10 protein-coding genes and 1 pseudogene are annotated in these 12738 nt (G+C 36.8%); 3 read left to right on the top strand and 8 right to left on the bottom strand.

The window, feature by feature from the left end; translation table 11 throughout:
• Positions 1-39: 39 nt before the first annotated feature.
• From O1Q80_RS05150 to O1Q80_RS05185, 8 genes and pseudogenes are all read right to left on the bottom strand, one after another.
• Positions 40-242 (bottom strand): annotated as a pseudogene (locus O1Q80_RS05150) (IS3 family transposase); the annotation flags it as partial.
• A gap of 100 nt (positions 243-342) precedes the next feature.
• Positions 343-1386, bottom strand: a complete 1044-nt coding sequence (locus O1Q80_RS05155; protein WP_386696079.1) for a hypothetical protein — start codon at positions 1384-1386, stop codon at positions 343-345.
• Positions 1387-1560: 174 nt separating this feature from the next.
• Entirely contained in the window at positions 1561-1770 is a 210-nt protein-coding gene (locus tag O1Q80_RS05160) for a hypothetical protein (protein ID WP_386696081.1), read from the bottom strand.
• A gap of 225 nt (positions 1771-1995) precedes the next feature.
• Positions 1996-3045 carry a hypothetical protein gene (locus O1Q80_RS05165; RefSeq protein WP_386696083.1) on the bottom strand — a complete coding sequence of 350 codons (1050 nt, stop codon included), beginning with the start codon at positions 3043-3045 and terminating at the stop codon, positions 1996-1998.
• A gap of 10 nt (positions 3046-3055) precedes the next feature.
• Positions 3056-3430, bottom strand: a complete 375-nt coding sequence (locus O1Q80_RS05170; protein ID WP_386696084.1) for a hypothetical protein — start codon at positions 3428-3430, stop codon at positions 3056-3058.
• A 225-nt stretch (positions 3431-3655) separates the two neighbouring features.
• On the bottom strand, positions 3656-4639 hold the full coding sequence (locus tag O1Q80_RS05175) for a hypothetical protein (RefSeq protein ID WP_386696086.1): 984 nt from the start codon (positions 4637-4639) through the stop codon (positions 3656-3658).
• Positions 4640-4648: 9 nt separating this feature from the next.
• On the bottom strand, positions 4649-7483 hold the full coding sequence (locus tag O1Q80_RS05180; protein ID WP_386696088.1) for a toxin VasX: 2835 nt from the start codon (positions 7481-7483) through the stop codon (positions 4649-4651).
• Positions 7458-8867 (bottom strand): DUF4123 domain-containing protein, encoded by a 1410-nt coding sequence (locus tag O1Q80_RS05185; protein WP_386696090.1) that lies wholly within the window; start codon positions 8865-8867, stop codon positions 7458-7460. Before O1Q80_RS05185 ends, O1Q80_RS05180 begins: the two co-directional genes overlap by 26 nt.
• A 468-nt stretch (positions 8868-9335) precedes the next feature.
• Between O1Q80_RS05185 and O1Q80_RS05190 the strand changes: the two genes are divergently transcribed.
• The 3 genes from O1Q80_RS05190 to O1Q80_RS05200 all read left to right on the top strand — a co-directional run bounded on the left by O1Q80_RS05190 (position 9336) and on the right by O1Q80_RS05200 (position 12732).
• Positions 9336-10364: an amino acid ABC transporter substrate-binding protein gene (locus O1Q80_RS05190; protein WP_386696092.1), complete on the top strand. Its 1029-nt coding sequence runs from the start codon at positions 9336-9338 to the stop codon at positions 10362-10364.
• A gap of 75 nt (positions 10365-10439) precedes the next feature.
• Positions 10440-11597: an amino acid ABC transporter permease gene (locus tag O1Q80_RS05195; RefSeq protein ID WP_386696094.1), complete on the top strand. Its 1158-nt coding sequence runs from the start codon at positions 10440-10442 to the stop codon at positions 11595-11597.
• A 10-nt stretch (positions 11598-11607) separates the two neighbouring features.
• Complete coding sequence (locus O1Q80_RS05200) at positions 11608-12732, top strand: amino acid ABC transporter permease (RefSeq protein WP_386696096.1); 1125 nt, start codon at positions 11608-11610, stop codon at positions 12730-12732.
• The last annotated feature ends 6 nt before the right edge of the window (positions 12733-12738 follow it).

The following is a 12738-nucleotide window of genomic DNA, read 5'->3' on the forward strand; positions in this document are numbered from 1 at the left end:
AAAAATTAAGCTATGATCTGACCCCAAAAAGTTAGACGCTTATATCAAGGACTGACGACGATATTGTATTGGACTCAGTCCTTTTAATTTTAGCTGAATACGTTTTTCATTGTAATAACAAACATATTCATCAATCATTACTTTAATCTCATCAACGTTATTAAAGGATTTTTTGTAAAAACGTTCCGTTTTCATTCGCCCAAAAAACTTTCCATTGCCGCATTATCCAAGCAATTTCCTTTTAATGGACGTACTTTACTCAATGCCACGACGTGAACATTATTGCAATTATTTTTTACCTAAATCTTGCTGTTTATAAAACATCGCTAAAATCCACCGCACTTAATCAATCCGATTATCCAATCCTTGTTCAGCAAGGCTGTTATTTACTTTAGCTTGTTCTTTTTGCATTTCAGTGAACCATGCTGTTTTTTGCTCTTCAGTCATTTCCTGCCAGATTTTTTCTGCATTCTCTAAAGCAATATTGGCTTTTTTACGAGAAAAACAGCAGGGTAAGGCTAAGAAATTACAGAAAGTTATCATCGGGTAAAAACCAAGGGTGCGATAGTGATTGCCGATATGGTTTAAAAATTCTGGGTTCTCATCATCTAAAAATGAGCGAATGGCATAAAGAATATCTTTATTATGTCCTTCGTAAGGTGTTGGGTAAACACCAGCAAGTTGTGCCGCACTTAAACCCGAGACGATGTCCTTAATTTGAATATGCAACGAAAAGTGTTTAAAGCCACCAAAGGCATATAAACCAAATTTATCGTAAATAATCCCCGCTAGTGGATCGCCTTTTTCCGGCACATAAGCCACAGGATATTGCTTAAACGCATCTTGCCAATAAATTAAGCGTTTTTTGCGATTAACCCGAATACCGTTTATTCTTGGGAAGAAGATAAAAAATAATAATATGGGCGGCCAGATAAAATGGAAATAGGCTCGGATACGATCCCATTTATGGACGTTTATATAATATACTTTTTGTTCTTCATATGTATCTGCCTTTACATTTGGAAACATTTTTATAAATTCAGGATCTCTATATGTTTCAATATGTTGCTGGTATAAGGGTTTAATTTTTTCATCAGGATTGAAAGCCCAAATGAAATCTAATCGGATAGTCCTTATTTCATCTTCAAATGGTTCCTTTCCATGCCCCCAATTAAATAATGTATTGACAATAACAATCCCAACCAAAACAGCTCGGATAAATCCTCTAATATACCCATCAAAAGTCGAGGCTCGGATTTCGATTTCATCTTTACCGCGTTTACGAATTGAATGTGCTAATGAGTGTTTATTACGAAAATTTTTAAATTTATCGATTAAACCCGTTAAACCTAATCTATCGATTAAATCTATTTCTTCTTGTTCCATGTCTTCCTGCTTAATTAAATGTAAATATTTCTTTTTTAGATGTTTTTTGTGTTTGACTGCCACGAAAATCTTTCATGCTAACTGCCAACTTTAAACTGCGTAAATCATCATAGTTCCGTTGTTCTGCAATATTCCACTGCTTTGAAGCTAATGTTAACGATGACTGTTTAGGTGTTAATTTAATGACAGCTTCGCCCGTTTTTTTAATTCAATATCAGTATCCAATTGTTCTGGGTTAAGATAAAATTCTTTGTTGGATTGAACGTAAGAATTAATCTTGTCGGAGTAAGTTACTTCGATTATCGAGCTTAACTTTAAGGTTTCAGCGTCTTCCTGTGTGTAAATGCCTGAATATTTCACAATAATGGTGTATTTATCTGGCATACTAATTTCTATTTTCGCACCAATACTTAAGATAACGTTGCATTTCAATTTGATAACATTTAACTATCTCTGATGATTTTAGATTTGTATCGTTATAAGTAAAGATACTTGTATCAATTTGCGATAGAAAGTCATCAGCATCTAATTTAGCTAAATAATGGTGATAACCCGATAAATCGCGTACTGTGCCGACCCTTTGTAAAACATTGCTAAAATCCACCGCACTTAATCAATCCGATTATCCAATCCTTGTTCAGCAAGGCTGTTATTTACTTTAGCTTGTTCGTTTTGCATTTCAGTGAACCATGCTGTTTTTTGTTCTTCCGTCATTTCCTGCCAGATTTTTTCTGCATTCTCTAAAGCAATATTGGCTTTTTTGCGAGAAAAACAGCAAGGCAAGGCTAAAAAATTACAAAAGGTTATCATTGGGTAAAAACCAAGGGTGCGATAGTGATTGCCGATATGGTTTAAAAATTCTGGGTTCTCATCATCTAAAAATGAGCGAATGGCATAAAGAATATCTTTATTATGCCCTTCGTAAGGTGTTGGGTAAACACCAGCAAGTTGTGCCGCACTTAAACCCGAGACGATGTCCTTAATTTGAATATGCAACGAAAAATGTTTAAAACCACCAAAGGCATATAAACCAAATTTATCGTAAATAATCCCCGCTAGTGGATCGCCTTTTTCCGGCACATAAGCCACAGGATATTGCTTAAACGCATCTTGCCAATAAATTAAGCGTTTTTTGCGATTAACCCGAATACCGTTTATTCTTGGGAAGAAGATAGAAAATAATAATATTGGTGGCCAAATAAAGTGGAAAATTGTTCGAATAACATGCCATTTTGACCATGACTCATCTGTATATAGTTTTCTATATTCTTCGTATGATAGAAGTCTCTCATTAGGATATTTTGCTTTTGTTTCTGGTTTGAGTACCCATTCACGATATTCCTCATACATTGGTAAGAGCTCTTTATCTTTATTAAATGTCCATATAAAATCCTCTCTAATAGTTCTAATTTCATCAGAAAAAGGCTCTTTTCCGTGACTTAAATCAAAGAAAGTACCAACCAAAAAAATGCCAACCAACACGGCTCGGATAAATCCCCGAATATACCCATCAAAAGTCGAGGCTCGGATTTCGATTTCATCTTTACCGCGTTTACGAATTGAATGTGCTAATGAGTGTTTATTACGAAAATTTTTAAATTTATCGATTAAACCCGTTAAACCTAATCTATCGATTAAATCTATTTCTTCTTGTTCCATGTTTTCCTGCTTAATTAAATGTAAATATTTCTTTTTTAGATGTTTTTTGCGTTTGACTGCCACGAAAATCTTTCATGCTAACTGCCAACTTTAAACTGCGTAAATCATCATAGTTCCGTTGTTCTGCAATATTCCACTGCTTTGAAGCTAATGTTAACGATGACTGTTTAGGTGTCAATTTAATGACAGCTTCGCCCGTTTTTTTAAATTCAATATCAGTATCCAATTGTTCTGGGTTAAGATAAAATTCTTTGTTGGATTGAACGTAAGAATTAATCTTGTCGGAGTAAGTTACTTCGATTATCGAGCTTAACTTTAAGGTGTCAGCGTCTTCCTGTGTGTAAATGCCAGGATATTTCACAATAATGGTGTATTTATCTGGCATACTAATTTCTATTTTCGCACCAATACTTAAGATAACGTTGCATTTCAATTTGATAACATTTAACTATCTCTGATGATTTTAGATTTGTATCGTTATAAGTAAAGATACTTGTATCAATTTGCGATAGAAAGTCATCAGCATCTAATTTAGCTAAATAATGGTGATAACCCGATAAATCGCGTACTGTGCCGACCCTTTGTAAAACATTGCTAAAATCCACCGCACTTAATCAATCCGATTATCCAATCCTTGTTCAGCAAGGCTGTTATTTACTTTAGCTTGTTCTTTTTGCATTTCAGTGAACCATGCTGTTTTTTGTTCTTCCGTCATTTCCTGCCAGATTTTTTCTGCATTCTCTAAAGCAATATTGGCTTTTTTGCGGGAAAAACAGCAAGGCAAGGCTAAAAAATTACAAAAGGTTATCATTGGGTAAAAACCAAGGGTGCGATAGTGATTGCCGATATGGTTTAAAAATTCTGGGTTTTCGTCTTGTAGGAATGAACGAATGGCATTGAGAATATCTTTATTATGTCCTTCGTAAGGTGTTGGGTAAACACCAGCAAGTTGTGCCGCACTTAAACCCGAGACGATGTCCTTAATTTGAATATGCAACGAAAAATGTTTAAAACCACCAAAGGCATATAAACCAAATTTATCGTAAATAATCCCCGTTAGTGGATCGCCTTTTTCAGGTACATAAGCCACAGGATATTGCTTAAACGCATCTTGCCAATAAATTAAGCGTTTTTTGCGATTAACCCGAATACCGTTTATTCTTGGGAAGAAGATAAAAAATAATAATATGGGCGGCCAGATAAAATGGAAATAGGCACGGATACGGTTCCATTTAAATACATCAAGGTAATAATTTTTGTATTCTTCATAAGTGTTTAGTTTAGCATTAGGGTATTTTTTTATAAAATTAGGATCATTATATCTATTAACTTTTTCTTGATATGACGGCATAAGATCTTCATCAGGATAAAATGCCCACATAAAATCTAATTGGATAGTTTTTATTTCATCAGAAAAAGGCTCTTTTCCGTGGCTCAAATCAAAAAATGTTCCCATAAAAAATATTCCAATCAAAACGGCTCGAATAAACCCTCGAATATAACCATCAAATGTCGATGCTCGAATTTCAATCTCATCTTTGCCGCGTTTACGGATTGAATAACTTAGATTGTAATAAATATCTTCTTTAATCATTTTCTTTCCTTATCTAAAATAAAGCGTAGCTTGTTCTTTCGACATAAAACAGGTTGTTGCCCCCTGATAATGGGGAATAGCTACCCGTATTTTTATACCATAAACATTTTCATCTACTACTTTAGATATTTTATTTCGTTCAAATTCATATCGCTCAAATGTTCCTAGTTGGGCTTGTGTTACTGGCGTAACAGTCCATGGTGTTGGAAAACATAAAATAGCCTGTCCCAGTTTATTTTCATCAAATATTATTTCATTCGGTTGTGCGTAAGAATAAAATTCACCATGGGCAATAATGATTATAGGTGCCGCATCGCCTCTTCCGCGTACAGCTCGAATTTGTTGTGCTATTTCTTGACTGGTAATTGAAGGATGTTCCACCAATATCTTATGTTTATCTTCTTTACTAACAAGTGATAATTTAATGGGGATCGAAAATTGATAATATCGTTGCATTTCAATTTGATAACATTTAACTATCTCTGATGATTTTAGATTTGTATCGTTTTCATAAGTAAAGATACTCATATCAATTTGCGATAGAAAGTCATCAGCATCTACTCTTTTTTGATTTTCCCACTGATAAGCATTTACAGCATTACCCCAATAAAATTCACTCTTCCCCCAAAACCCATTCTCAATCCATATCTCCATATCTACTCGTTCAAACGCCGATGCAATAAGCCCAGCCAGTAATAACAATGCACCAATAGCAGTGCCTACTCGGGCAAGCGTGATTAAACGTAAAATTACTGGTGTAGGGGTTTGAAGTGATAAATAACCCAAAGCCCCAATTGAGCCTTCAAAAGTAATACCACCCACTCCCTGAAGTAAAGCTCCATACATAGCGGCTTCATCACCTTTATAACTGGCTTCTTTCCAGTTACCATAAGCAAATAATGCACTTATCCCCGCTAATAAGGTATTCATATTCATGACAACATATTTTAACCGTGCAGCATTACTGCTGAATTTCGGGAATTTCTCGCCATTTCTCACACGCTCAAGTATGCTACCTTTAGTGGCATATTCATTAAGTAGCATATTGGCAGCAAGCAAGGTCGGGTCTTGGGCTAATTTACCAGCTTCTGTTTTCGCATTATTGTTATCCCAAAATGTTGCCAACAACTGACTAAAAAATAGGGTTTTCTTCAACCCCTCAAACGGCATGGTTTTAAATAATTCATCATAGCTACTACTATTCGGGGGCGAATTTGGGGCAAGGGGGGACTGTTTGCCGTAGATAACTTGCACTAATTCCTGATAGGTTGGTTCACCTTTTTTTCGGTATGTATCATGTACTGCCATTTTATCAATCACGGTTCTAATAAAAGAATCATACGCACTTAGGTTAAATTCTTCAGCTATAGCATTTTCTTTTAACGTGTTAAGTATTGTTTCAGTGTTGCCTAAAATATTTTTTAACGCAGAAATGGCACCATCATCGGTTTGTGCTGTATTGGGAAAAGAAAAATCTTTTCCTCGCGGACAAAGGGCGGCAATAATTGCATTTCGACCGTAAGAGGATGCATCAAGACCATGTAAAATACTTTGCATAAATAAGCACCAATTTTCTGTGATATACTGTGGTGTACTTTCCTTAGATGATGTGTTTTTAGTAAGCAATACTGTAGTGAGTGTTTCAAATCGGTTTTTAATCTCCGAACTATTCAGGTAGTGAGTAAAAATTCTCACCAAATTTTTAAATGGCTTGCCATATAGTGTAGGGATAGTTGCCATTTTATGTACGGAATTAATCCCCTTGATGTCTGTTTCAAAGGCAAATTCAGCTTTTAATGCGTCAAAAATATCGTTGTTCCCATGTTGAGTTAGATGAGCTTTATGTATATTTAATGACGCATAAATATCGTTTATCTCTTCTGCTGGAATAACACCAAAGCCTGCTGAACCGCTGGCTAAAACAGCATTATAATCATTTCTTGCTTTAATATATTTTTGCGTAACATAATTATGAATTATCTGTGCGGTAGTGATAGCATATTCATATTTTCTCATCACTGTTTGACGCTGTTTAGCTAAATAATGGTGATAACCCGATAAATCACGTACTGTTCCCACTGGGTCTTTTAATGCCACAAGGTGAACGTTATTACAATTATTTATTTGAGTAATAATTTTTTCATATTCAGGGCGTTTACCAATAAAGATATTACGGCGTGCATTATCTTCTTCTTGTGCAACAAATTGTTGTTGGTCATTAAAGTCGGCAACATAGTCTTTGATTTGGTCTTTGGTATCAATTTTTTTTACCAGTCCTTCTTCTTTATTCAAAAAGAACTTTTGCATCCAATCGTTACGCGTGCTTTCATCATTAGCTAATTTTTCTAATATTTCAGGTGCCAATGCCGTTTCACTATACATAATGTCAATAACGCTCACACCGGGTGGTAAAGGAATAAATGGTTTTCCTATATTATCGGCAGGGATATGCCAATGAGCGGTAAGATTTCCGTACGGATAGCGTAAAAAATGATACATCGTTGCACTATAACCATCAGAAATATCTTTAGTCGTATATTGATAAATTAGCCAGTTATACATGTTATTTGCCCTTGTACTGGCAAATTCCTCTCGTGAAGATGGATTTATATTAAGCATCAAGATGTAAATATAGCCTGTACGTAACTGACGTGTTTCATAATCTCCACCTAATTCTGCAAAACTCTTCGGTAACACAGGGAGAGCTGATGATGTGGGAATGTTATCTAAATAGGTTTTGCTTAATGCCAAACGAACGGGGTAAATAATATGTCCTGGTTGACACATTTTTATCGGCGAAATGCTGCCTGTTGGTCTTTCAATCTTTTGGGTATGACTCATCATCTGTATCCTGTATAAATTTATGCCAAAGTAATGATGCTGTTTCAGTTAAGCTATACTGCCTCTCAAGTAAATAGTTTTCTTCGGCATAAAAATCTTGCCCGTTTTTCACCGCACTTTGTCTTGCCATCGCATATTGTATCAGACTGTCAATATCCGTATAGCCTTTTTGAAATGCTTCATCTAAACCCTGCGATAAGTCATTTTTATCCTGTTCCGTGACTAAATGGGGGTATTGGTATAACAGATATTGTAAGGCTTTATCTTTTTTAGCCAGCCACTTCTGCTCTTTAAACCCCTCCATTTCCCATTTTGCCAACATAATTTTGGCAGGCACCGTTTCTTCTGGCAGGGCTTTGAGCTGATAATAATTAAAACTGTCATCAATACCTGAACCAAACGCATGGATAATTCGCTTATCATAGCCAAAGAATTTACTCAGTTTTTCAGGACTTTTGGCAATCACTGCAAGGTATTCACGTAGTACTTTCGGGTCGTAGAAGCGGAAGAAGAACCATTTGTCGTTTTCGTCTTTCATCATCGGAAAATGGCGGAAGTGGTGCAATACGGTGTCGAAATCATAGCGGGAATGGATAAAAATTACCGAACGGTCTTGCCAGTTAAATCGATTAACAGCTTCAAATTCATTAAAAATCCCATATAATTCACCAGACTGCTGACTTTCATTATAGGGAATGACTTCCACCAGATAAGGGGCAACTTTCTCGGTTTCTTTGGCAAATTCCCCTTGGAATAAGTTTTCAATACGACAGGAAAAACGTTCAGGTCGCAAGAATGGGTATTTATTGCTATCTAAAATTACATAGCATTTTAACGGTGGTAACGGTTCACCGAAAACTGCGGTGTCTTTTTGATACGTTTTTTCATCAAACTTTGGGGCAGGAAAAGTGGGTTGCTGCCATTTCTCCCAGCCTATTTGAAACATATCTGCTGGAATATCTACATCGGGAAAAAGCAGTTTTGAAATTTCATCAGGGGCAAATAATTTAGGATGACGTCCAAATTGCCAATCAAGTAATTTTACTGGTTTGATTTGATGGCAAAGCACATAATTAGTGTCGGACAAGACCAATTTTTGTTCACTTTCACCTAAATCAATCATACGCACTTCGTTTTCGGTTAAATCCCGAGCGGAGTGAATCAACCAAGCTTTACCATGCCGTTCAAAAAATGTATTCATTGGCAAGGGTGCCAACTGTGTACGAAAACGGTAAGTCTGCTTTTGCAAACCGACTGCTACACGTTGTTCAAATTCTTCTTTGCTATTGGCATAAGAAATTAACGCTACTGGTTTTTCGGTTTGGTATTCAGATGATACTTCACTTTGTGCAAGACAATAGCCTGTTTGTATCCAGATTGATGGCATAGGGGGTTCCTTTTTATCGAAAAATATTGTTCCTTTTTATACCTTGTTTTTCAAAGGTTTTCAACCATTAGCTAATCATTTTGGAGCTTGTTAAATCAAGATGTAATGCGACATATCTGCCTAAATCTGAATGTTTGAATTGTGTAATCTACAGTCTAACCATTTCATTGGGTAGATTAAAATGTTTGAATGCTTTTGTTTTGGGTAAGTTTTCATGATTTGCGAAGTAAAAATCTATGACTTGTTGTTTAAAGATTTGATTATATTTAGTCATAAAAATCTGCACCTTGACTTGGTTGGTTATTAGTACAATTTTTTTTGGGGGGGCGATCATGCTATAGAAGAGCGGTTTTTTATATCTTTATAACTAAATCTTATTTAATATAACCTAATTTTATTTGCTTATATAAGATTTTTTCATTACAGTTGTGAGTCTATTGATTATAATCCCCTTTTTTGGAGAACTTTATGAAAAAATTAAATTTATTGGCTACAACCGTTATTGCAATACTTAGCAGCAGTGCCTTTAGTGCCAATGCACAAACTTCAACCCTTGATACCGTAAAACAACGTGGTCACGTGATTTGTGGTACCACCACGGGTTTTGCAGGCTTTTCTGCACCTGATGATAAAGGTGAATGGAAAGGTTTAGATGTAGATTTGTGTAAATCTGTGGCGGCTGCTGTGTTTGGTGATGCCACTAAATTTAAAACTGTGCCATTAAATTCTCAGCAACGTTTCACCGCACTTCAATCAGGGGAAATTGATGTATTAACCCGTAATACCACAGTAACACAACAACGTGATACCGCACTTGGTTTACAATCTCCGGGGGTAAATTTTTATGATGGACAAGGTTTTTTAGTGAAAAAATCTCTTGGCGTGAAAAGTGCTAAAGAGTTAGATGGGGCGACTATTTGTTTACAAACAGGAACCTCTAATGAAAACACACTGGCAGATTGGGCGAGAGCAAATAATATTAAATATACGCCAGTAGTATTCGATCAATTTAATGAAGTGGTCAATGCCTTTGCTTCTGGTCGTTGTGATGTGTATTCCACTGATGCGTCTGGTTTAGCCTCAATTCGTATCTCACGTTTATCTAATCCTGATGATTATGTGGTGTTACCTGATTTGATTTCTAAAGAGCCGTTAGCACCTTTCGTGCGTCAAGGTGATTCACAATGGTTTAATATTGTGAAATGGACGTTGCAAGCACAGTTCAACGCCGAAGAATTGGGTTTGACCAGTGCCAATGTGGATGAAAAATTAAAAAGTGAAAATCCAAATATTCAACGTTTGTTAGGTGTTAGCGAGGGAACTGGTAAAAACCTTGGTTTAGACGATAAATGGGCGTATAACATTATTAAACAAGTAGGCAACTATGGCGAAAGTTTTGACCGTAATGTAGGGAAAGACAGTCCGTTAAATATTCCTCGTGGGTTAAATAATTTATGGACACACGGTGGTTTACACTACGGCTTGCCGATTCGTTAATATTTAACTACTTGATATTACTATAACAATTATTTATAAAATAGAGGGGCGTAATTATTACGCCCTCGTTACATAATGAAAAAACTACAATTTTCTTTAAATGACGCAAACACGCGAGCTTGGTTATACCAAATCGTGATATTGTCTGTCGTTGTTTATTTTGTTTGGTATTTAGTGGACAATACCTTGCATAATTTAGCTGCTCGCAATATTCAAACAGGCTTTGCTTTTTTAGATAAAGAGGCAGGTTTTGCGATTGGTGAATCTTTCATTGAATACAACCTTACCGATACTTATTGGCAGGCGATCAAGGTAGGAATTTTTAACACTTTGCTTGTGTCTTTTATTGGTATTGTGTTGGCTACCTTATTGGGTACGTTGATTGGTATCGGAAGACTTTCTACTAACTGGTTAGTCAATAAATTAGCCTCGGTTTATGTGGAAGTGATGCGAAATATTCCGTTGCTGATTCATTTATTCTTTTGGTATTCCTTACTCACAGAAAATCTACCCAGCCCTCGTCAAGCGTTAAATCCGATTGACGGGGTGTTTTTGTCTAATCGTGGGATTAAAATTCCAGCATTAGTGGGGGACTCACTCCCTTGGCTCGGTGTGGCGTTCATTTTAGCTATCCTTGCCACGATTTTTTTAGCCTATTGGGCGAAAAATAAACAGAATAAAACAGGGCAAACGACCCCTGTGTTTTATATCAGCCTTGGCTTTTTTGTCCTTTTCCCTGTATTAGCGGTGTTGTTTTCGGGCTGTCAGCTTGATGTGGTAAAACCTGAACTGAAAGGATTTAATTTTGTTAATGGCTGGCATTTTAGTCCTGAATTAGCAGCATTATTATTGGGTTTAGTATTATATACAGCGGCATTTGTGGCAGAAATTGTACGTTCAGGCATTCAAAGTATCGGCAAAGGGCAGTGGGAAGCTGGCGAGTCGCTTGGTTTATCTCGTTTTAAAACCTTACGCCTGATTATTATGCCACAAGCAGTGCGAGTGATGATTCCTGCCATGAGTAATACGTTTATGAATCTCACCAAAAACAGCTCGTTAGCCGTTGCGATTGGGTATCCTGATATTGTGTCGATTGTCAACACGATGCTGACCCAAACAGGACAAGCCATTGAAGCGGTGATGATTATTATGTTGGCATACTTTACGATTAGTATCAGTATCGCTATTTTTATGGCTTGGTATAACAAGCGTATGGCGTTGGTGGAAAGGTAGGGGAGTAACCATGGTAAATTTAACCGAAAAAAACACCGCACTTTCTTCATTGCAACGCCTAGAAGAATGTTCACGTCCACCTAAGCAAACGGGCGTTTGGCTGTGGTTAAAGAATAATTTATTTGCTACCCCTGCACATGGATTGGCAACTATTCTGGTACTTTGGTTTTTACTCTTTTCTATTCCTGCGATAGTCGAATGGGGCTTGTTGCAAGCCAATTTCACCGCAAACAGTGGACAAGAATGTCATGCTTCAGCAGGTGCCTGTTGGTCCTTTGTGCATCATAAATACCGCATGATTTTGTTTGGGATTTATCCTTTTGATGAACAATGGCGACCGTTTTTAGTTTGCATTTTGTTGATCGCCTTAATTATTTTGAGTGCTATTTCTCGCTTTTGGAAAAAATCTCTCGTGAGCATTTGGTTGGTGGTGTTGGCGATCTGTGGCGTGTTAATGCACGGTGGTATTTTCGGTTTAACGGAAATTGAAACCGCACGTTGGGGCGGTTTGCCCGTCACGTTAATTTTGGCAATTTTCGGGATTTTGTTTGCTACCCCGTTAGGTATTTTATTGGCGTTAGGTCGCCGTTCAGACATGCCAATTATTCGTTCATTATCCATTACTTATATCGAATTGGTGCGTGGTGTGCCGTTCGTTAGCTTGTTATTTATGGCATCGGTGATGGTACCGTTGTTCTTTGCTGATGGTTTTTCCTTGGATAAATTACTGCGAGCGCAAATCGCAGTGATTGTGTATGTGTCCGCTTATATTGCCGAAGTGGTGCGGGGTGGTTTGCAATCTATCCCGAAAGGGCAATTTGAGGGGGCGGCATCTTTAGGCTTGAGTTATTGGCAAAGTATGCGACTTATTATTTTACCGCAAGCCTTAAAAGTGGTCATTCCGCCGTTGGTGAGCATTTTTATCTCGATTTTTAAAGACACCTCTTTAGTGGTGATTATCGGGATTTATGATTTAACGCTATCGGCAAAAGTCGCACTTGCCGATCCGTTATGGCAAGGGTTTAGCGTGGAAGCCTATATATTTCTTGCGTTTATTTATTTTATTTTTTGTTATGCCATGTCCCGTTACTCACGTTATATTGAGCAACGTTTAGACTTGGCAAGACAGCACTAATTAAAG

It is taken from the genome of Lonepinella sp. MS14435, assembly GCF_042485795.1.
Taxonomy (GTDB): Bacteria; Pseudomonadota; Gammaproteobacteria; order Enterobacterales; family Pasteurellaceae; genus Lonepinella.

Bases quoted from the DNA above. Each gene is read 5' to 3' on its own strand.
- O1Q80_RS05180 (WP_386696088.1), bottom strand. From the start codon at position 7,483: ATGATGAGTCATACCCAAAAGATTGAAAGACCAACAGGCAGCATTTCG.
- O1Q80_RS05200 (WP_386696096.1), top strand. From the start codon at position 11,608: ATGGTAAATTTAACCGAAAAAAACACCGCACTTTCTTCATTGCAACGC.
- O1Q80_RS05185 (WP_386696090.1), bottom strand. From the start codon at position 8,867: ATGCCATCAATCTGGATACAAACAGGCTATTGTCTTGCACAAAGTGAA.
- O1Q80_RS05175 (WP_386696086.1), bottom strand. From the start codon at position 4,639: ATGATTAAAGAAGATATTTATTACAATCTAAGTTATTCAATCCGTAAA.
- O1Q80_RS05155 (WP_386696079.1), bottom strand. From the start codon at position 1,386: ATGGAACAAGAAGAAATAGATTTAATCGATAGATTAGGTTTAACGGGT.
- O1Q80_RS05170 (WP_386696084.1), bottom strand. From the start codon at position 3,430: ATGCCAGATAAATACACCATTATTGTGAAATATCCTGGCATTTACACA.
- O1Q80_RS05195 (WP_386696094.1), top strand. From the start codon at position 10,440: ATGAAAAAACTACAATTTTCTTTAAATGACGCAAACACGCGAGCTTGG.
- O1Q80_RS05160 (WP_386696081.1), bottom strand. From the start codon at position 1,770: ATGCCAGATAAATACACCATTATTGTGAAATATTCAGGCATTTACACA.
- O1Q80_RS05165 (WP_386696083.1), bottom strand. From the start codon at position 3,045: ATGGAACAAGAAGAAATAGATTTAATCGATAGATTAGGTTTAACGGGT.
- O1Q80_RS05190 (WP_386696092.1), top strand. From the start codon at position 9,336: ATGAAAAAATTAAATTTATTGGCTACAACCGTTATTGCAATACTTAGC.